We start from the raw sequence: 20,101 nt of genomic DNA on the forward strand, positions 1-20,101 counted from the left end.
CGAACTCGTCTCGGCCAGGCCAGTACCCCTGCCCGTTTATGCCGCACAAAGACCGCGCCACTCTGTGAGCGCGGCAGTGCGATTGGCTTTGAAATGATCTCTTTGGGAAAGGCTGCGCTCCTGATTGAAGTGGTTGAAAACGGATGCATGAACGGAGGTAAATTTCTGCAAACTTCGCATTCGACGGAAGCGCTGCATGGCACGTTCTCGTCGTCGGAACGGCAAGTGTGAATTCTCAGCGCGATTGTTTTTCCAGCGACCCATATACGTCCAGACATGACAGTACCAACTGCACGCGTCGACGACAGTAAAGGCGGACGGCGGACCTTCGCAGCGCTGCGCATGGACGACGGTTCTGCGGGGCAAAGTGGTTTGTTTCAACTGCGCCGCGACATTTCACTCTAGGGTCTCGGTGCAAGCTGGAAGGAGTTTGGGGCTAAGCTCAGCAGGAAAAATCGAAAAGCCAGCGCAAGTCGGGTTGCTCAGTCTGTTTGCTGCAAATTTGATATCTTACTCATCGGTGAAGGATTTGATGGTTTACTTATAATTCATAAGATGCGCTAATGATTGTGATTAGGGTGCTATGATTCGGTGTTTAGGCCAAATTTCGCCTCAAATATGACGGCGTATTGACGAATTCTATCTGCAGAGTTTTTGAACTTTGCCCTTAAAATTGGCGAACTATGGCAAAAAAAAGGCATTTCTAGCCTACAATTTGCCCTGATTGTTCCGAAAATTTCAAATCTTGTTCAAAATGTGTCCGACTACAACTGATTCGGAAATAGTTTGTTTTTGGAAAAAGACTCTACAATTGTCCGAATTACTACAACCTGAGATGGCAGATACAAAATCTTAACACTCAGGAGAACACCATGAATTCCAACTTTATCACAATAGCTCGTTCACGTCGTGATGCTGCATTGAACAGCATCGAGTCAAATTCTCACGCAAAAACAAGTCGCCCAGACCTCAACATGTCCAGTGGGTTTGCACATGCGACAACTAGATCGGTTTTTCGGTCCTGCCGCACAGATCAAAACATCTTCATCTAATTTAAGGGCGTTTCTATACAAACTGGGGAATTAATATGCAACATCAACTAGAGCACTTTTCTGTCGTGCCGGCGACCAAAGATCTACAAAATCGTGCCGCGTCGCCGCATCAAAAAACGAGTAAAGTAAACGCAGATCAAGCTTTCAAAAAGAAGCGACAAGTTCCAAAGTTTGACGAAACACTGAGCTCGGTTTCTATCAGCTGGGGCAGCATAAAAGATTTAGGTCCACGTAAGCAGCTATCTACAATCCGAAAATTTGTTAAGGTAGCGGCGGAGGCAGGCAAGAAAACCGTCACGATCGAAAACATTGCTATCTACAATCCGTATGATGTGAATAGTGCAACTAAAGTTTTGAGTGCAAAAAATGAAGTTGTGTTCACCGTCGGTAAAAGTGTGAAACGACTATTGAATACCCGTCTTATCAACAGGCTTTTCTTGGACGGCGACAGATTTGGTGTAAGATTCTATCTGAACGAAGAACACCCGACCGATTATTCCCACTTACCGTGTGAGCGATAACTCTGGAGCATAGCCTTCGCAAAAACGATCTACGACCAAGTGCAGCAATCTGTATTCTAAGACAGGTTTCGCATTACATGGTCCGAAAGCTATCTGGCATTAAGTGAATTAGCGCCTCTTCTTTCACAATTTCTCCGAGCCGCCGTAATATTTCGCTCGACTGCGTACTAGATTGCCAATGTAGGGAAATCTGAATTCGTTCATTGGAAACCAGTTCTATAAGCTCACCACTTTCCAAATAGGGCAATCCAGCGATCCCCGGCACCAGACCCCAACCGGTACCATTCAGGCAACATGCGACATATCCTTCATATGAAGGCACCATATGGGTTAACGTTTTTACAGATCTGCCAAAACACTGCTTCATCCACTGATCCTGTATTGTATCCTTTCGATTGAACGCTAGACATGCGGTGTTTTCAATCGTGTCGAGCGTTACCCCTTTTTTAAAATTTGCATCATAAAATTCAGCCGAAGCCACAGCTATATATTCCATTGCACCAAGCGATATCCGACGACATCCTTGCACAGGCTTTTCGACGTCTGTGATAACCGCGAGTGCGTCGCCAGATTTCAGGCTCTTTTCCGTGTGCTCCTGATCGTCTGGGGTGATCTCAATTTGCACGTTAAGGTCGTTTACAGCGCGTTTCATCACATATGGAAACCATGTTGCGAGACTGTCATTGTTTACCGCAATTCGGACCGTTGCCGCATTTACACCAGATCGGTCTATCAGATTGCTCATTCGATCAGCTAGTTCGTGTTGTAACAGAGTTACCTGTTCAAAATGCTGGCACAATTGCAACCCGATTTCAGTTGGAACACACGGGCGACCGCGGACAATCAGAACTGTGCCGACCCTATCCTCAAGCTGTTTGATTCTCTGGCTGACCGCAGATTGCGTCACTTCGAGCGCTTTTGCAGCTGCATCAAAGCCGCCTTCTCGTACAACCGCATCTAAAGCGAGCAATGAATCATAATCATATTGCATGTCAGAACAACTTTTTTCATTAGAGTTCCTAATACAATGTTAGTATGTCGTTAAGAAAATCAATCTAAATGTTGATTTCTGCCCTGATTCTCCAAGCTATTTATTAGCAACTCTGATTGTTTTTGAGCAGCGGTCGGAACCTCGTGTCAAAAAAAGCTATTCAACAATGGCACTTAGCGGTAATGATTGTTTCCAAACAGTACTAGGAGCACATATGTCTGGGCAGCAATTACGTCATCAATTCTCGCGTCAATTCTTCGGAATGACTAAATATTCTCGCCTCGGTTCATGGGTAATCGTTGGGATGTATCTAGCACAAGTGTTGGCTGGTATATTTCTAGGGCATTATCTTTTGTCATTAACATTGTCTGTGGGAACAGTTTTTCTGATGATCCTGACCTCGGTGTTTATTGGCACGCGACTACGTGGGCTAAACAACATTGTTCACGAATGCACGCATTCATCCTTTTCAGAGCACCGTGAAGACAACGTGGCTATTGGCAGACTGTGTTCTTCGCTCCTGTCTGGGTGTTTTCAGCATTACAAAGACGATCACCTTTCTCACCACGCACATCTCGGTGACTATGCCCATGACCGTGAAATGGGACCGATTGAAAAGTTTGGTTTGCACAGACCCCTGACTAGGAAAACAATTCTTCAGCATATTGTAACCCCATTGCTGGGACGCCACCTAAAGATGTATTCTGGCGTCAATCTTTCAGGTGGTGACGGTCGGTTATTCTTCGGAATCAAAATGGTTCTATTGGTGACGATATTTGTCTTCTCGATCTTCTATCCTGCGACGTCGGCATTCTTTGTCTTGCTACCAATGTTTTACATCTTTCCGACATTGAATTTTTGGACAGACTGTCTGGATCACGCTGGAATTGTAGGCGCAGAAGACGAGCTTGAAGCTTCTCGCAATGTTCTGGCTCCGCTTCCCGTGCGGTTATTGTTTTTCCCGCGGAATGATTGCTTTCACCTAGTGCATCATCTTTTTCCAAACGTCCCAGCACGACATCTTGAAACCGCCCACGTAGCGCTTTCCGAAGATGCCTCTTACCAAAGCAAACAACATGCGGTGCTTCCAACACACAGATCGATAGTTCAACTGGCAGCCGACGCATCCTAGGAACAAGAAAATTACTGATGGTTTTCAGTTCTATGGCGCGAGAAGCTTTTTCCGCTTGGTGAAATTACGAAGCGTGTCTTCCCGTCATTAAAAAGTCGCCCCTTTTGGGGGCGACTCTATCTCAAAATACACAAATAAAAGGACTAACTTAAATACACAAATAGAAGTGCCTGTTAGAGCTGTGTCCGTGTTCCCAAGATCAAAACAATAAATACAAGAGTTTCAAACCATGGGAGGCTCACAGGCATTCGCAATGACTTCAACAAAGTCAAAGTCGCTAGGCACCCTCGAATTCTGGTCTCTAGCGGCGAAATCTTTTTAGCTGTCGAAGACTTAGGAAACCAAATCTTTTTGGGATCATTTGCGGCCCCGTCTCTGGGCAGGAACACAGCATAACTCTTCAACTCGTTAATTCTATTCATACTCTTTACAACTCGCTACTTAATAAATTCAACTCGTTACTTATGCTGCTACTACTAAGCATCACAAATACTAATATTGCATTAGTTTGATTTATATCAAAGCGCAATTTTGGAAACAGTGTGTTTGTGCAAAAATGGAAATGCTGCCAATTCGGTCATTTGGGCCAAAGACGCGAATGTTTGCATCGGTGGTGTCATGTGTGGATGGACATGGACCCCGCCTTTTTGCAACGCCTTAGTTAGAGCTGGATTGGCTTCACGAGTGCTGACGTATATCCGGCTTCTGAATGCGGCCCGAAGTATCGTCGCCGCGAGCCCCCCCCCTTTCGGCAGATTGCTTTGCAATCGCCTGTCGGGCAATGGATGGATTTCCGCTCGCTTCTTCTTCATTGGCTCCAAGGGTATTGCCAAGTTGTTGGCTACAGATTTTGAGGGATTGTCTAAGGGTAGATCATGCTGCCATTTCAGCTATGTAATCGGCCCAGAGGCTGAACGCATCTGAGCGGGCGTGGCGGTATGAGGTTGCGGTGAGTTGGTAGCGACGAGGCCGAAAGATCAGGTTGATCCGTTGCCCGGCAGTTGCTGCTTGCAGCAATGAGAGGGTGGTCATGCGCGGATAGAAACCTCTGAGCTTGGCGGTGGGATTTGAACCGGCCCATTATTTTCTCTAGTTTTCGGGTCGGCCGGTGCGACACCTCGATCGCGTTGTTTAAGCCTTTGTGGGCGCGGTGGTCTGCGTCCCGGGCCAGCACCTTGATCGGTTTGATGTAGCTGCGCAACTTGTCCGTGATGACGACCCTTGGTTCGCAAAACCGGGCTACCAATCTTTGGAAAAACCGCCTTGCCGCTTTGGCATTCCGGCGCGTTTGTACTAGAATATCAAGAACGTCTCCCCTCGCGTCGATCGCGCGCCACAGCCAGTGCTTCTTGCCACGGATCGTGATCACCACTTCGTCCATAAGCCACTTGTCGTTCGGTCGCGGTCGGTCCCGACGGATGCAATCTGAAAAATGTCGACCAAAACGATTGACCCAGAGCCGGACTGTTTCCCGGCTGACAATCACACCCCGCGCTGCCAACAGGTCTTCAACATCAGCTGTGCTCAGGGCTAACCGGTGGTACGCCCAGACAGCGCACTCAATGACCTCACGAGGATAACGGAAGCCCTTTAGGCGCGACATATCAGTTGGAATATTCATCAGAGGGCGATAGCCAAATCAAACGCGACAAACAACTTGGCAATACCCGCCGTTCATCTTCACAAAAACCTCGTCTAGGTGCCATTGCCAATTCGAGTAACATCGCATCCTACTAACCCGTCTCCGACGAATTTCCGATGCGAACATTGGACCCAACCTGTTCCACCAAAACCGGACCGTCTCATGGCTGACGTCGTTCCCTCGTTCGTGGAGTAAATCCTCCACGTTTCGAAGTAAGAGCGGAAATCGGACATAGAGCATCACCGCAAGGCGAATAATCTCGGGGCTCGTTTTGAATTAGCGAAAGGGAGAGCCTTTTGTTATCGCCGAAGCTACGAAATGATCCTACTTTTCACAATCGGATTTCCTCTGACACTACCTTTTCTGGATATTGTGGCTACTTTGAAAACTCTGTGCATTTGCAGTTGGCCGATTGAGTGCTACGGTTTGGCTATTCTTCAAGCAACGCGAGGATATTTCTTCGTTGATGTAAAACTCTAATAATTGCAATCCCCGTTTCGACTGTCTCAAAAATGACTATGTGAGAGCGATAGATGTGCAGTCTTATCGGTGGTTTAAACTCATGCCTCAGGCGGGCGATCTCCGGCTGCTCGCTCAACAGATCAAATAGGCTCATCATACCGTCAAAATAGGCGTCAGCTTGATCGAGATCCCAACGCTGTGCCCCGTCGGTCCAGATTTCAGCGACATCTTGTTCGGCAAGTGGCCGTAGAAAATGCCTATGTGTCAAGGGTTTGATGCATTTTCTGCTTGAAGACCGCTGGATCAAACGGTGCGGCAGGACCACTCTTCAAACCCGCGTCAATTGCCGCCTGCAACTCAGCAATAGCTGCCCCTCGCTCCTGATCGCGGCGGATTAAGTCCCGCACGTAATCACTGGAGTTGGCAAAGCGGCCACCCTGAGACTGGTTTTCGACCCAAGACTTCATTTGCTCTGGAAGAGATACGTTCATTGTCGCCATACTGCGCCTCCTAACCATCAACATTATGGCAAAGATTGCCAAATGTCAAAAATTTTTACTCTCTGCAAATTTATCCATGCCAGAAGATAAAACTAAACGGCATTGATGCCGCTAGAGCCCCCGCAGAATATACCGAGTCGGCACCGTGATCGCGCTGTTTAGACTTTTTGGGCGCGATGATCAGCGTCTGGTTTTAAGTTATTTTTGAGTATTCTGCGAAACTGTCAAAAAAAGCCGAAAGGTGCTGTAATGAATTTCTAGGTGGTCCCTGCTCGGTTGTTTAGCCATGCTTGGACGAGTTATAACGCAAAAGGAAAATGCATGTCAGCCAAGTATTACGCCCCAACTGGTGGGCACCCTGGTCAGGAGCAACTTCTGACAGATCGGGCTGTCTTTACGGACGCCTATGCCGTTATTCCCAAGGGAACGATGCGCGATATCGTCACCAGCTTTCTGCCATTTTGGGACGAAACACGGCTTTGGGTAATTGCGCGCCCCATGAGTGGATTTTCCGAAACCTTCTCGCAATACATTATGGAAGTCGCGCCCGGTGGCGGGTCAGATCAGCCAGAGATCGACCCCGGTGCCGAGGGCGTGCTTTTTATTGTTGAGGGCCAAGCGACATTAAATGTTGACGGTGCAGACCACATCTTGGAGCCAGGTGGCTATGCGTTTTTGCCACCATCGACAAAGTGGACTCTGCACAACAAATCGGACGATATCCTGAGGTTTCATTGGATCCGCAAGGCCTATGAGGCGGTTCCGGGGCTGGCGCACCCCGAGGTAATCATCGCGAACGAGAAAGACATTGCGCCGACAATTATGCCCAAGACGGATGGGAAATGGGGCACAACGCGCTTCGTCGATCCATCAGATTTGCGCCACGACATGCATGTCACGGTCGTGACGTTCGAACCCGGCGCGGTCATTCCCTTTCTTGAAACCCATGTGATGGAACATGGCCTGTATGTTTTGGAGGGCAAGGCTGTCTATCGGTTGAACAGCGACTGGGTTGAGGTCGAAGCCGGTGATTACATGTGGCTCCGCGCGTTCTGCCCACAGGCGTGCTATGCGGGCGGTCCGGGTAGATTTCGGTATTTGCTCTACAAAGACGTCAATCGCCACATGGGACTTCGCGCATTGTCTGGCCGCTAACGACCCTCAAAAGTTCAAACAAAAATGGCCCGATGGATATCGGGCCATTTTTAGTTCTACCATAGGTCCTTAAGCGTGATCGTCTTTAGGCAAGGAGCCGCGGCTGTGCCCCGCGAGTCCACCAGAAACTTCCTCCGTGGATTCATCTGACAGGGCTTCTGGCAAGATAAGGTTCAGAACAATCGCAATCAACGCAGCCGGCAACAAACCAGATGTCATCAGGATGCGCAGCGTGTCTGGCAGGTATTGAACCGCTTTTGGCTCAAGCTGAAGACCTAAACCAACTGACAGAGCGATCGCAAAGATCACCATGTTGCGGCGGTTCCAGTTCACATCCGACAGCATCGAAATACCAGCGGCCACAACCATGCCAAACATAACAATCACGCCACCACCCAAAACTTCAATCGGGACCGTGCGGATCACTGCACCAACTTTTGGGATCATACCGCAAATGATTAAGAAGATCGCGCCGATTGTCACAACATGGCGGCTCATAACGCCCGTCATCGCAATCAGGCCAACGTTCTGGCTAAAGGATGTGTTCGGGAAGCCACCAAAGACACCGGCAACTGTGGAACCGAGACCATCCGCATAGGTTGCGCCGGTGATTTCCTTGTCAGTTGCTTCGCGACCTGCGCCACCTTTGGTGATCCCAGAAACATCGCCCACCGTTTCAACGGCGGAGACAAATGCCATCAGGCAGAAGCCAATAATCGCGGCAAAACTAAACTCAATACCGTATTTGAAGGGCACTGGGAAAGCGACAGGTGCTGCGCGGCTCCAGCTTGTGGCGACGCCTTCAAGTGTAACCATGCCCATCATCATAGCGTAGAAATACCCAACGATAATACCAATCACCACCGCCGAGACAGCCAACATACCCTTTGCATAAAACTTCAACCCCAAGGTCACAAAGATCACGACAAGGGCAGCCGACCAGTTCAGAAGCGAGCCATACTCAGGCTGGTCGATGGCGGGAACACCTCCAGCGGCATATTGAATGCCAACCTTCACGAGAGCCAAACCAATCATCGTAACCACGAGGCCGGTCACCAAGGGCGGCAAAGCGAAACGGATTTTACCGATGAAGGTTGCGATAAAGGTGTGGAATAGCCCCCCAATAACAACGCCACCAAAGAGCGCAGGCAGCGCTTCCACGCCTTTGCCTGCGACCAACGGTATCATGATTGGAATGAAAGCAAAGCTCGTTCCCTGAACGATGGGAAGACGCGCGCCAACTGGTCCGAAACCGATGGTTTGAAACAAGGTTGCCACGCCCGCAAAGAGCATCGACATCTGAATGAGATAGGTCATGTCGGGAAAGCCCTGTGCCCCTGCATCAGACCCAAACCCAAATCCAGCCGCCCCCGCGATAATGATCGCTGGAGTCACGTTCGAAACAAACATCGCCAAGACGTGCTGAATTCCCAGTGGAATGGCGCGATGGAGTGCCGGTGTGTAATTTGGATCTCGGAGCTGTTCCGGTGTCCCTATGGATGTATCTGCCATTTATTCATGTCTCCCCGTTCGCTGTTTTAAGCCGACTTTCCGCCGACCCATTATTTTAATTTTCGATTGTGTATTCTGAATCGAACCAATGCTCTTCTAGGTTCGCCCCTTCTCCGATGCGGTCAACAACCGCAAATAATCCGGGTTCCGACAAGGGTGTCAAAACACCATGCCACGTCCCTCGATGAAGATTGATCGCCTCACCAGCTTGCGTCAGAAAGGCGCGCGGATCTTTGGGTACCCCGCCCGCATCTCTTGCAACAACCACTAGAAACGGGTCCGCAGACATCGGCACAAAAGCTTGGCTCCCCTCGGGGTGCCGCTCAAGCATTTTCAGCGCCAACGGCAGCGTTTCCTTTTCCCCCTTGAAGATACTGATCCCCGCCTTGCCATCTGAAAAATCGAGTTGGGCCTTGTCGTGGTACCGCCCGCATCTCCCCTGATTGATCAGTTTGTCTGGCGCGCCTGATGCGTCCAAGATATCGCCATAAGGCGCAAAGGCCTCGGCGGTGAGGGGTTGAACCTTAATGATCATGCTGCAAATTTCTCAAGCAAGCGAAGTTCGGCAATGCGTTCGACCTGACGACAGGCCTCCTCAAATTCCGCTGGCCGATCATTTTCGATCCGACGCTTAAAGGCGTCCATGATCGACGCCTTATTATTATCCCGCACCGCAATAATGAACGGAAATCCAAACTTCGACGTGTAGCCATCGTTCAACTTGCTGAAAGTTGTACGCTCCGCATCCGTCAATTCATTCAGCCCCACAGAGGCTTGCTCGGCGGTGGATTCCGCAGTCAGTCGTTTTGCCGCTGCCAATTTCCCCGCCAGATCGGGGTGCGCGGTTAGAACACTAAGGCGCTTGTCGTCGGGCGCTGACCGGAACACCCGCGCCAGCATTTGGTGAACGCCCTGTGCGGTATCATGTGTTGGCCCTAATTCCAGCCCATACGCGTCTTCGGCAATCCAAGGGCTGTGTTCAAAAATGCCGCCATACTCGGAAACAAAGGTTTCACGGCTCATTTCGGATGGACGTTTTTGGTGCATCGGGGGGTGCTCCTTGGCCCAATGTTGGGCTATCTCAAGGCGGGTCGCAAACCAAACGCCTTCGTGGGATTTGAAATGCTCAATGACACGGCGCAATGCTGCGGCGCGACCGGGTCGACCGATCAAACGACAGTGCAGACCAATCGACAACATCTTAGGCGCGCCCGCGACACCCTCCTCATAAAGCACATCAAAGCTGTCCTTAAGGTAGGATTCAAACTGACCGCCATTGGTAAAACCCGCCTGAATGGCGAAGCGCATATCGTTGCAATCCATCGTGTAAGGCACGATTTGCTGGTCCCGCCCGTCGAAGTTCATCCAATACGGCAGGTCATCCGCATAGCTGTCGGCAACATAGTCAAACTGGCCCGTTTCGGCCGCCAAACGTATCGTGTTGTTGGAGCAGCGCCCCGTATACCAGCCGCGCGGCGCAGCGCCTGTGACTTCGCGGTGCAGCTGAATCGCTTGGGCAATTTGCGCGCGTTCTTCGTCCTCGGACATGTCTTTATGCTCGACCCATTTCAACCCGTGACTGGCAATTTCCCAACCCGAAGCCTTCATCGCCGCAACCTGTTCGGGTGCCCGCGCCAAGGCCGTCGCGACACCATAAACCGTCACGGGAAGGTCACTTAACATACGGTGAACGCGCCAAAAACCGGCCCGCGATCCATATTCATAGATCGACTCCATGTTCCAATGACGTTGCCCCTGCCAAGGCTGTGCACCTGTGATTTCAGACAGAAAAGCCTCGGATGCCGCATCTCCGTGAAGCACGTTATTCTCGCCACCCTCCTCATAATTCAACACAATTTGCACGGCGATCTTCGCCCCGTTCGGCCAATTCGCCGCGGGTGGGTTCGCACCATATCCAGTCATGTCACGAGGGTAGTGGGTCATTTAGGCTTCCTTTTACGTTTTAGGGAACTGTAATTCAAAACAACGTGAACTTTATCAAAAAAAATGCGAAGGTGTCTCTTATTGTTCGGATTTGCCTAAGAGGGTGCACTCAGCCTATAAATAGGTCAGCCTTTGAACAAAAAAGTGATGCGGAGTAGCCTCAATGACCGGATATCTAACAACTCACGTGCTCGACACGGCACTTGGCAAACCGGCGCAGGGCCTCAAGATTGACCTTTTTAAACTCGACGGCGAGACGCGCACCCATCTTAAAACGCTCGTTACAAATAGTGACGGGCGCACGGACACGCAAATCCTGCCTGCCGATGCTTTTGAATTGGGTGAATACGAACTGGTGTTCCACGCGGGCGACTATTTTGATGCCATCGGTATCCCAGCCGAAGAACCACGGTTTCTGAATGTGATCCCCCTGCGGTTTGGCATGTCGGAGGCCACACATTATCATGTGCCCCTCCTGCTGTCTCCGTTTGGATATTCCACTTACCGTGGCAGCTGAGCCAAAGACCTGTCGCGCACGACGGTACTAATCCGCTCGATTACATACTCCATGAACAGCCTTGTCTTCGGATCTTGTCGTCTGCGATGGGTAAAGAGACACGCCATTTGAATAGGTTCAGGCGGTGTTTTCAAAGCAACGGGCACAAGGCGGCCTGCCTTGATATGATCGAACACCTCAAAGACGGGTTTCATCGCAATTCCGTTCCCCGCGAGGGCCCAATCCGTCAAAACATCGCCATCGTCTGACTCATAGCGCCCCGCTGTGCGGAATTTCTTTGGCCCCTCGGGCGTCATCAATCGCCATTGAAACTCTGTCGCGCCAGGGAACCGCAGGCTCAAACATTCATGGCGTTCGGACTCAAGCTCTTCGCCCGATAGGGGATTTCCATGCGTTTCAATATAAGAAGGTGCGGCGCATAAAACGCGCTCCACGTCGGCGATTTTCCGAATCCGCAATTCGCTGTCTTCGGGTTGTCCCAAAAAAAATGCGAGGTCCAACCCTTCAGTGGTCAAATCAACCTTGCGATCGGAAAGGCGCAACCGAACGTTGACCTCTGGGTATTCGGCCAAAAATCCCGGAACTTGCGGCGCTATCAACCGACGCCCAACCCCAAGCGGAGCCGCGACATAAAGCGACCCTTTTGGATTGTCGGTGATGTTAACCACCTGCGCTTCTGCGTTTTCAACCGTTTCTAGAATTTCACATGCCCCGCCGTAAAAAGCCCGCCCATGCTCCGTTGGGGTCAGACTACGTGTGGTGCGCTGAAACAATCTGATGCTAAGGTGTTCTTCGAGTTGTGAGATTCGAGAGGATGTCACTGCTGGGGAAATGCGCAGATCACGACCTGCGGCCGACATGCTTCCCAGTTCATAAACGCGCACAAAGGTACGGATGTTATCAAGATATGACATTGTTTTGTTTTTTTTGATACAGCATGGTGTTTTGCAACAATACCAGAACAATAACCAGTCGTCTAGAGTGCTCTAGAATTCGAAACTTGGGAGATTTCAATGTATGATCTATCTGTGATGTGGGAATGGATCGCGTTTTCCGTCCGCTGGCTACATGTCGTGACCGCCATGGCGTGGATTGGCGCGTCGTTCTTTTTTATCGCGCTTGATCTTGGCCTGAAGAAGGCGCCAAACATGCCCGTCGGCGCGCATGGCGAAGAATGGCAAGTGCATGGCGGCGGCTTTTACCACATTCAGAAATATCTCGTTGCACCTGAAAACATGCCTGAACACCTGATTTGGCATAAATGGCAGAGCTATATCACTTGGGTGTCCGGCGCGGCCCTAATGATGATCATCTACTGGGTTGGCGGCGAATTGTTCCTGCTTGATCCGACCAAAGCTGAGCTCACACTTTGGCAAGGTATCCTAATTTCTGCGGGCTCCCTTTCGATTGGCTGGCTGGCCTATGACTTCATGTGCAAATCCAAATTGGGCGAGCATCCAACGCTGCTGATGTTGCTGTTGTTCGTCATTCTTGTTGTGATGTCTTGGGGCTATAATCAGATTTTCACAGGACGCGCCGCCTTGCTCCATCTGGGCGCGTTCACGGCAACGATCATGACGGCGAATGTGTTTTTCCAAATCATGCCGAACCAACGCATCGTTGTGGCCGACCTCAAAGCCGGGCGCACGCCTGATGCCAAATACGGTAAAATCGCCAAGCTGCGCTCCACCCATAACAACTATCTGACGCTGCCCGTCGTGTTCCTGATGCTGTCGACCCATTATCCCCTGTCGTTTGGAACGCAATACGCATGGATTATCGCGAGCCTTATTTTCCTGACAGGCGTAACTATTCGTCATTATTTCAATACGATGCATGCCACGGGCAAAGGCCCGACGTGGACGTGGGGTGTGACGGTTATGTTGATGATCCTCATCGCGTGGCTTTCCTCAGTACGCCCAACCGAAACTTGGGAAGATGCCGAGGCACGGCCGTTAACCCCCTATGAGGAGAAGTTTGCCTCCGCGGAAGGTTTTGAGGAGGCCTATGATACGGTCATCGGGAACTGCTCCATGTGTCACGCGCGCGAACCTGCTTGGGGCAATATGAAATGGGCCCCCAAGGGCGTCTATCTAGAAACGGTCGGGGATGTCGCTAAACACGCAAGTCAAATTTACATCCAAGCAGGCGTGAGCCACGCGATGCCACCGCCCAATGCAATCCAGATGGACGAAGAATCCCGCGCAATCATCGTTGCGTGGGTGAAGGAAGCGCGCAGAAGCGAATAACAAGCCGCACTCGCGGGAGTTGGCTTTGACTTTAGGATTTACCGCCAATTGAAGCCGACAAATTTCTCGCGGCGACCAAGACGGCCTCGCTTAGTTCGGGAATTTGCTCAACACCAACCCGCGACGTTGGGCCCGAAACAGAGATCCCCGCAAGCGCCTCGCCATGAATGTCAAAAACGGGCGCCGCGATGCAACGCATGCCCAAATTGCGCTCCTCGCCATCAAGGGAATAGCCCCGCTCCCGCGTGATCCGCAGGTCTTCCATGAGGGCATCCCGATCGGTCAATGTGAACTCGGTAAAGCGTTCGAGCGGTTCGTCACTGATTAACTTTTCAATGCGATCCGGGTCCATTTCCGCCAAAAGCGCTTTTCCGATGCCGGACGCGTGCAACCGTGACAATGTTCCGGGCGGGAAAAAGGCGCGAATAGTGGCATCAGTTTCCACCTGACTGACAAACAACACCCGCCCATGTTGCCGAATGCCGAGATTGGCAGTTTCGCCTGTTTTCTCCATCAGCGCCCTAAGGTGCGGACGTGCGCGCTCAACCAGACTTGTGCGCCGAAGAAAACGCGATCCGATCACAAAGGCGCGCGCCCCGATATGCCAAACCTGATCCACCTGATCGAATTCCACGAGACCCCGCGTCTCCAAAGTCACCAGAATGCGATAGACCGTGGAAGGGGATTGGTTGAGATCACTCGCAAGCGTCGTCAAAGCTTTGCCCTGCGTATCACTCAGAAATTCGAAAACCTCCATGGCGCGATCCAGAGACTTGATCGTATTCTGCGCCGTTTTATCATGCCAATCGCGCGGACGGCCACGGGGTTTTCGGGGGCCTTGATTCTTGTCATCCTGAGGAATCATCGGAGCACTCTCTCGATTTGTGAAATACTTATTCATCATATGAAAAATATAATAGTATGACAACAAACATTTTTCTGGACTTAGCAGCTTTTAAAAAACGTTTTCAAAAATATATCGCCAACGAAACCTGCGACCTACACTAGGCACAACAGCAAATTAGGAGACGATCATGAGCTTCCAGAACCCAGTATTCATTCCAGGCCCCACCAATATGCCAGAGGCCCTCCGTCAGGCCTGTTATATGCCAACGATTGACCACCGCTCACCGACGTTTGGTAAAATCCTGCATCCCTGCCTTGAGGGTGTACAACAGGTTTTGAAATCCGACACAGCGAAAGTGTTTATCTTTCCCTCCACTGGAACAGGCGGTTGGGAAACGGCTCTGTCCAACACCTTGAGCAAAGGCGACAAAGTTCTGGCGGCCCGTAACGGTATGTTCTCTCATCGTTGGATTGACATGTGCCAGCGTCACGGGTTGGACGTTCAAATTGTGGAAACACCGTGGGGCGAAGGATTGCCCGCAGATCGCTACGAAGAGATTCTGCGCGCCGACAAAAGCCACGACATCAAAGTTGTGCTCGCCACCCATAATGAGACCGCAACGGGTGTAAAATCCGACATCGCCGCCGTGCGCCGCGCCTTGGACGCGGCGGGCCACCCTGCGTTGTTGTTCGTGGATGGGGTTAGCTCAATCGCGTCGATGGATTTCCGCTTTGATGAATGGGGCGTCGATGTAGCCGTGACCGGAAGCCAGAAGGGGTTCATGTTGCCTGCGGGCCTTGCGATCCTTGGGTTTTCTGACAAAGCCATTGCAGCATCGAAAAACGCCGGATTGCCGCGCACTTTCTTTGATATCAAAGACATGCAGAACGGCTATAACGCCAACGCCTTTCCCTACACGCCGCCAGTTGGGTTGATGAACGGCCTCAAATTGTCGCTCGAAATGCTGCTTGGTGAAGGCCTAGAAAACGTCTTTGCCCGCCATCATCGTATCGCCGAAGGTGTGCGTGCCGCGGTGAGTGCTTGGGGCCTGGACCTCTGTGCGGTGTCGCCCGATGTTTATTCCGATACCGTCAGTGCGATCCGCACGCCAGAGGGGTTTAATGCGACTGATATCGTGACCCTTGCCGCGGAAAAATACGACGTGGCCTTCGGGGTTGGCCTTGGTGAAGTTGCGGGCAAGGTTTTCCGCATCGGTCACCTCGGCAGTCTCACCGACGTGATGACGCTGAGTGGGCTTGCCACTGCGGAGATGTGCATGGCAGACCTTGGCCTTGATATCACATTGGGTTCTGGCGTTGCGGCGGCTCAGCAGTATTACCGCTCGAACTCCGCGTTGGCTCAAAGGATCGCGGCGTGATGTTGGACACAATGTATATTCCCACTTTCGATGACGTAAAGACGGCACATGAACGGATCAAACCGTATATCCATCGCACGCCTGTTTTGACCTCGTCCTTTTTAAACGAACTCACAGGCGCGCAGTTGTTTTTCAAATGTGAAAACTTCCAGAAGGCGGGTGCGTTCAAAGTGCGCGGAGCGTCCAATGCCGTCTTTGGTCTGTCGGACGCGGATGCCAAAAACGGCGTTTGCACCCACAGTTCGGGCAATCACGCGCTCTCCCTCAGCTATGCGGCGGGGCGTCGCGGAATTGCTTGCAACGTGGTCATGCCGCGCACCGCACCCCAAGCGAAAAAAGACGCAGTGATAGGGTATGGCGGTACGATCACCGAATGCGAACCGTCGACCAGCAGCCGCGAAGAGGTCTTTGCGCAGGTTCAAGCCAGAACGGGCGGCAACTTCGTGCATCCCTATAACGACCCCCGCGTCATCGCGGGTCAAGGTACCTGTTCGCGCGAGTTAATGGAGCAAACCGACGGTTTGGACATGGTTGTTGCGCCGATTGGTGGCGGCGGCATGATCTCGGGCACCTGCCTCACGCTCAGCAATATCGCACCAGAAACACAGGTAATTGCCGCCGAACCCGAACAGGCGGACGACGCCTATCGCAGCTTCAAAGCGGGACACATCATTGCCGATGACGCGCCGGAAACGGTTGCTGATGGTTTGAAAGTGCCGCTCAAAGACCTGACGTGGCATTTCGTTTCCAACCACGTGACCGACATTTTAACGGCGAGCGATGACGAGATTATCGACGCGATGAAACTGACATGGAAGCGGATGAAAATCATCATGGAAGCCAGCAGCGCCGTGCCGCTCGCGACCATTCTCAAGAACAAAGACCGGTTCGCAGGCAAGCGTGTCGGCATCATCATCACTGGTGGCAATGTCGATCTCGACCTCTTGCCGTGGCTCAAATAAAGGGAATAAAGCTATGAATTCGCACACGAACCTAGAAGATTTCGAAGTCGGCTTTGATATCCCTGCCAAGCCCGGTATGATTGAGGCCGATATCCAGACGCCGTGTCTTATCCTCGATTTGGACGCGCTTGAACGTAATGTCAAAAAGATGGGCGACTATGCCAAGGCGCATGGCATGCGTCACCGCGCCCACGGCAAAATGCACAAATCCGTGGATGTGCTGAAGCTTCAGCAGGATCTGGGCGCGGCGATTGGGGTTTGCTGTCAGAAGGTGTCCGAAGCCGAAGTTTTTGCCCGTGGTGGCATCAAAGACGTGATGGTTTCCAACCAAGTTACCGAACCTGCCAAGATCGACCGCTTGGCGGCGATGCCCAAACTTGGGGCGCGGGTTTTGGTCTGTGTCGACGATCCTGAGAACGTTAAAGCTCTCTCGGAGGCGGCTGTCCGTCACGGCACGCAACTCGAAGCTTTGGTCGAGATTGACTGTGGCGCGGGACGTTGTGGCGTGAGCACGTCGCAGGATGTTGTGCGTATAGCAAAGCTAATTGATGCAGCGCCCGGTCTAAAATTCGCGGGCATCCAAGCCTATCAGGGCGCGATGCAGCACATGGACTTCTATGCGGATCGCAAAGTAAAATTGGACGCGGCGATTTCGCAGGTTGCGGATGCGGTTCAGGCGCTCAAATCGCAAGGTTTGGAATGCGATATCGTCGGTGGCGGCGGTACGGGTTCGTACTATTTCGAAAGCGCCTCTGGCGTATATAACGAACTTCAGTGTGGTTCCTATGCGTTCATGGATGCCGATTACGGTCGCATCCTTGACCAAGATGGCAAGCGCATCGACGACGGCGAATGGGAGAACGCGCTGTTCATCCTAACGACCGTGATGAGCCACTCGAAGGCCGATAAGGCCATCGTTGACGCGGGCCTCAAAGCGCAATCCGTGGACAGCGGCTTACCGACAATCTTTGGCCGTGACGATGTGGAATACCTCAAGTGTTCAGACGAGCACGGCGTTGTTGCCGATCCCAAAGGCGTCTTGAAGATTAACGACAAGTTGAAACTGGTACCTGGCCACTGTGATCCGACCTGCAATGTGCACGACTGGTATGTTGGTGTGCGCAACGGCAAGGTTGAAACGGTTTGGCCTGTTTCGGCGCGCGGCAAGGCCTATTAGGTCGACCCCTCCTTGAGCAACTTGGGGTCGGTCCTGCCGGCCCCCATTATTCGGAAGTACCCCTATGATTATTGTCCCAGAACGCGAGATCGCAGACCTCATGACGCGCGAAGCAGCCTTTAACGCGGTTGAAGGGGTCTTTGCCGCCATGGCCGCGCAGGATGCGTATAACTTTCCAGTCGTGCGCGAGGCGATTGGCCATGAAGACGCGCTCTATGGTTTCAAAGGCGGATTTGATAAGGCGGGCATGACGCTTGGCCTCAAGGCGGGTGGCTACTGGCCGCACAATCTGGACAAACACCAGTTGATCAACCACCAATCCACGGTTTTCTTGTTCGATCCTGACACGGGGCGCGTCACGGCGATGGTCGGTGGTAATCTGCTAACCGCTTTGCGCACCGCCGCGGCCTCTTCGGTGTCGATCAAACATCTGGCGCGCAAGGATTCCAAAGTAATCGGCATGATCGGCGCGGGGCATCAGGCAACGTTCCAACTCCGCGCAGCACTTGAGCAGCGGGAATTTGAGAAAGTGATCGGCTGGAATTACCACCCTGAAATGCTGCCCAACCTTGAGAAAGTCGCCAATGAAGCGGGCCTCCCATTTGAGGCCGTAGAGCTTGATCAATTAGGCCATGACGCCGATGTTATAATCTCAATTACCTCTGCTTTTGCGCCATCCCTCTTGGCAAAACATGTGTCCGCGGGCACGCATATTGCCTGTATGGGCACCGATACCAAAGGCAAGCAAGAAGTTGAATCCTCTCTCCTCGCACACGCTACGGTTTTCACCGATGAGGTCGCGCAATCCATCAGCATCGGCGAAGCACAACACGCCGTCGCCGAAGGGTTGATCAAGGAAAGCGACGTGAACCAAATTGGCGCAGTGATCAACGGCACCCATCCCGGACGCGTATCTGCTGACGAAATAACCCTGTTTGACGGCACAGGAGTTGGCTTGCAGGACTTGGCAGTTGCCGCAAGTGTCGTTGCACTCGCTGTTAAGAAAGGCGTTGCAATCGACGTCGATTTCTAGTCTCTCGGCGCTACAACTTGCGCGTAATTTTTAGGGGGACGGCATGCGGATCGTTATCAACGGTTTTGGGCGTATAGGCCGCACGGTCTTGCGCCAGATTTTGACCGATCCCCAGCATGAGGACATCGAAGTCGTTGGCATCAATGACATCGCGCCCCTAGAAACATGCGCCTACCTGTTTAAATATGACAGTACCTTTGGCCCTCTGCCCGCCAAATTGGAGACAACCGATAAGGGGTTGGTGGTCAATGGCCTGTCCATTCCCGCCACGCGGGAGGCCGACCTGTCGCTCCTCGACTTAACCGGCGTCGACGTTGTATTGGAATGTACCGGCAAAGTCTCCGCGCGCCACATTGCGGAACGCGGCCTCAAGGCGGGTGCGAGGGCCGTGTTGATTGCGGGCCCGTCGGAACATGCCGATGTAACGGCCGTTATGGGCGCAAACGAAGACACCATCGGCAAGGCACAAATCGTGTCGAACTCCTCCTGCACCACAAACGCCATTGCGCCGCTTTTTCGTATGCTCGATGCAGGCTTGGGAATTGAGCGCGCGCATGTGACCACAATCCATTGTATTACGGGCAGCCAACCCATGGTTGACGCGCCGCGCGGTGATCTTGCCCGCAGTCGTGCGGGGGGCGAGTCTATGGTGCCGACCACAACAAGTGCGGCGCAGGAACTTGCAAGGATTTTGCCCGAGATAGGACCGCGCATCAGCGTCTCCGCCGTGAGGGTTCCGTGCCTCAGTGTCTCTGCGATTGATGCGGTTTTGCAAATAGACGCTCCAAGTGACACGTCGGTGGTTGAATTTCTGCGGTCCTTGGCAGCGCAATCCCCAGTCATTGGCGTGACCGAGGATGCTTGCGTTTCCCGAGATCTGCGCGCGCGACCTGAATCTCTGATCCTCGCGCTTCCGGAAACAATCGTTAGTGGCCCACAGGTCCGTATCTTTGGCTGGTACGATAACGAATGGGGCTTCTCGGCGCGCATGATCGAAATGGCGGCGCTACTCGCTGAAAGGTAGCGA

The 20,101-nt window shown here is 52.1% G+C and carries 19 protein-coding genes and 3 pseudogenes; 11 read left to right on the top strand and 11 right to left on the bottom strand.

Translation table 11 applies throughout. The annotated features are described in order from the left end of the window. Nucleotides 1–36: 36 nt before the first annotated feature. Nucleotides 37–261: pseudogene (locus AB9F29_RS17760) on the bottom strand (DDE-type integrase/transposase/recombinase); the annotation flags it as partial. Nucleotides 262–276: 15 nt separating this feature from the next. Between AB9F29_RS17760 and AB9F29_RS17765 the strand changes: the two are divergent. Beyond that, nucleotides 277–405 carry a hypothetical protein gene (locus AB9F29_RS17765; protein ID WP_369756618.1) on the top strand — a complete coding sequence of 43 codons (129 nt, stop codon included), beginning with the start codon at nt 277–279 and terminating at the stop codon, nt 403–405. A gap of 682 nt (nt 406–1,087) precedes the next feature. After that, nucleotides 1,088–1,573 carry a hypothetical protein gene (locus AB9F29_RS17770; protein ID WP_369756619.1) on the top strand — a complete coding sequence of 162 codons (486 nt, stop codon included), beginning with the start codon at nt 1,088–1,090 and terminating at the stop codon, nt 1,571–1,573. A gap of 73 nt (nt 1,574–1,646) precedes the next feature. On the opposite strand, the gene AB9F29_RS17775 is transcribed toward AB9F29_RS17770, so the two are convergent. After that, complete coding sequence (locus AB9F29_RS17775) at nt 1,647–2,564, bottom strand: LysR family transcriptional regulator ArgP (RefSeq protein WP_369756620.1); 918 nt, start codon at nt 2,562–2,564, stop codon at nt 1,647–1,649. A 214-nt stretch (nt 2,565–2,778) separates the two neighbouring features. Between AB9F29_RS17775 and AB9F29_RS17780 the strand changes: the two genes are divergently transcribed. Next, the gene (locus AB9F29_RS17780) at nt 2,779–3,696 is read left to right on the top strand and encodes a fatty acid desaturase (RefSeq protein ID WP_369756621.1); all 918 of its coding nucleotides are present in this window, start codon (nt 2,779–2,781) and stop codon (nt 3,694–3,696) included. A gap of 873 nt (nt 3,697–4,569) precedes the next feature. On the opposite strand, the pseudogene AB9F29_RS17785 reads toward AB9F29_RS17780, so the two are convergent. From AB9F29_RS17785 to AB9F29_RS17800, 4 genes and pseudogenes are all read right to left on the bottom strand, one after another. Further along, nucleotides 4,570–5,317: pseudogene (locus tag AB9F29_RS17785) on the bottom strand (IS6 family transposase). A gap of 48 nt (nt 5,318–5,365) precedes the next feature. Next, nucleotides 5,366–5,596 (bottom strand): annotated as a pseudogene (locus tag AB9F29_RS17790) (IS6 family transposase); the annotation flags it as partial. 172 nt (nt 5,597–5,768) lie between these two features. Beyond that, the gene (locus tag AB9F29_RS17795; protein WP_369756622.1) at nt 5,769–6,068 is read right to left on the bottom strand and encodes a type II toxin-antitoxin system RelE/ParE family toxin; all 300 of its coding nucleotides are present in this window, start codon (nt 6,066–6,068) and stop codon (nt 5,769–5,771) included. Further along, on the bottom strand, nt 6,058–6,300 hold the full coding sequence (locus AB9F29_RS17800; RefSeq protein WP_369756623.1) for a type II toxin-antitoxin system ParD family antitoxin: 243 nt from the start codon (nt 6,298–6,300) through the stop codon (nt 6,058–6,060). The genes AB9F29_RS17795 and AB9F29_RS17800 overlap by 11 nt, the downstream gene beginning before the upstream one ends. 321 nt (nt 6,301–6,621) lie before the next feature. On the opposite strand from AB9F29_RS17800, the gene AB9F29_RS17805 reads away from it, so the two are divergent. Further along, a complete protein-coding gene (locus AB9F29_RS17805) occupies nt 6,622–7,455 on the top strand; it encodes a bifunctional allantoicase/(S)-ureidoglycine aminohydrolase (RefSeq protein WP_369756624.1) in 834 nt (277 codons plus the stop codon). A 69-nt stretch (nt 7,456–7,524) separates the two neighbouring features. On the opposite strand, the gene AB9F29_RS17810 is transcribed toward AB9F29_RS17805, so the two are convergent. From AB9F29_RS17810 to puuE, 3 genes are read right to left on the bottom strand one after another with little or no spacing between them, the layout of a single operon-like run. Next, nucleotides 7,525–8,967, bottom strand: coding sequence for a solute carrier family 23 protein (locus AB9F29_RS17810; protein ID WP_039003043.1), 1,443 nt, complete (start codon nt 8,965–8,967; stop codon nt 7,525–7,527). A gap of 55 nt (nt 8,968–9,022) precedes the next feature. Beyond that, nucleotides 9,023–9,502 carry an ureidoglycolate lyase gene (locus tag AB9F29_RS17815; RefSeq protein ID WP_369756625.1) on the bottom strand — a complete coding sequence of 160 codons (480 nt, stop codon included), beginning with the start codon at nt 9,500–9,502 and terminating at the stop codon, nt 9,023–9,025. Next, complete coding sequence (puuE, locus tag AB9F29_RS17820; protein WP_369756626.1) at nt 9,499–10,911, bottom strand: allantoinase PuuE; 1,413 nt, start codon at nt 10,909–10,911, stop codon at nt 9,499–9,501. Before puuE ends, AB9F29_RS17815 begins: the two co-directional genes overlap by 4 nt. 163 nt (nt 10,912–11,074) lie before the next feature. On the opposite strand from puuE, the gene uraH reads away from it, so the two are divergent. After that, nucleotides 11,075–11,428 carry a hydroxyisourate hydrolase gene (uraH, locus tag AB9F29_RS17825; RefSeq protein ID WP_369756627.1) on the top strand — a complete coding sequence of 118 codons (354 nt, stop codon included), beginning with the start codon at nt 11,075–11,077 and terminating at the stop codon, nt 11,426–11,428. On the opposite strand, the gene AB9F29_RS17830 is transcribed toward uraH, so the two are convergent. After that, a complete protein-coding gene (locus AB9F29_RS17830; RefSeq protein ID WP_369756628.1) occupies nt 11,413–12,342 on the bottom strand; it encodes a LysR family transcriptional regulator in 930 nt (309 codons plus the stop codon). The two genes, uraH and AB9F29_RS17830, sit on opposite strands and share 16 nt — an antisense overlap. Nucleotides 12,343–12,441: 99 nt before the next feature. Here AB9F29_RS17830 and AB9F29_RS17835 point away from each other — a divergent pair, with 99 nt between their 5' ends. Continuing rightward, entirely contained in the window at nt 12,442–13,677 is a 1,236-nt protein-coding gene (locus AB9F29_RS17835) for a urate hydroxylase PuuD (RefSeq protein WP_369756629.1), read from the top strand. A gap of 31 nt (nt 13,678–13,708) precedes the next feature. Here the strand turns inward: AB9F29_RS17835 and bhcR are convergent, their stop codons facing one another. Next, on the bottom strand, nt 13,709–14,542 hold the full coding sequence (gene bhcR / locus AB9F29_RS17840) for an HTH-type transcriptional regulator BhcR (RefSeq protein WP_369756630.1): 834 nt from the start codon (nt 14,540–14,542) through the stop codon (nt 13,709–13,711). A 169-nt stretch (nt 14,543–14,711) separates the two neighbouring features. Between bhcR and bhcA the strand changes: the two genes are divergently transcribed. From bhcA to AB9F29_RS17865, 5 genes are all read left to right on the top strand, one after another. After that, a complete protein-coding gene (gene bhcA / locus AB9F29_RS17845; RefSeq protein ID WP_369756631.1) occupies nt 14,712–15,902 on the top strand; it encodes an L-aspartate--glyoxylate aminotransferase BhcA in 1,191 nt (396 codons plus the stop codon). Next, nucleotides 15,902–16,864, top strand: a complete 963-nt coding sequence (bhcB, locus tag AB9F29_RS17850) for a beta-hydroxyaspartate dehydratase BhcB (RefSeq protein WP_369756632.1) — start codon at nt 15,902–15,904, stop codon at nt 16,862–16,864. Before bhcA ends, bhcB begins: the two co-directional genes overlap by 1 nt. A 13-nt stretch (nt 16,865–16,877) precedes the next feature. Then, the gene (bhcC, locus tag AB9F29_RS17855) at nt 16,878–18,041 is read left to right on the top strand and encodes a 3-hydroxy-D-aspartate aldolase BhcC (protein ID WP_369756633.1); all 1,164 of its coding nucleotides are present in this window, start codon (nt 16,878–16,880) and stop codon (nt 18,039–18,041) included. A 64-nt stretch (nt 18,042–18,105) separates the two neighbouring features. After that, nucleotides 18,106–19,074, top strand: a complete 969-nt coding sequence (bhcD, locus tag AB9F29_RS17860; RefSeq protein WP_369756634.1) for an iminosuccinate reductase BhcD — start codon at nt 18,106–18,108, stop codon at nt 19,072–19,074. Nucleotides 19,075–19,117: 43 nt separating this feature from the next. Beyond that, entirely contained in the window at nt 19,118–20,098 is a 981-nt protein-coding gene (locus tag AB9F29_RS17865) for a type I glyceraldehyde-3-phosphate dehydrogenase (RefSeq protein WP_369756635.1), read from the top strand. The last annotated feature ends 3 nt before the right edge of the window (nt 20,099–20,101 follow it).

This window comes from Falsihalocynthiibacter sp. S25ZX9, assembly GCF_041205405.1.
In the GTDB taxonomy this organism is placed as follows: Bacteria; Pseudomonadota; Alphaproteobacteria; order Rhodobacterales; family Rhodobacteraceae; genus Falsihalocynthiibacter; species Falsihalocynthiibacter arcticus.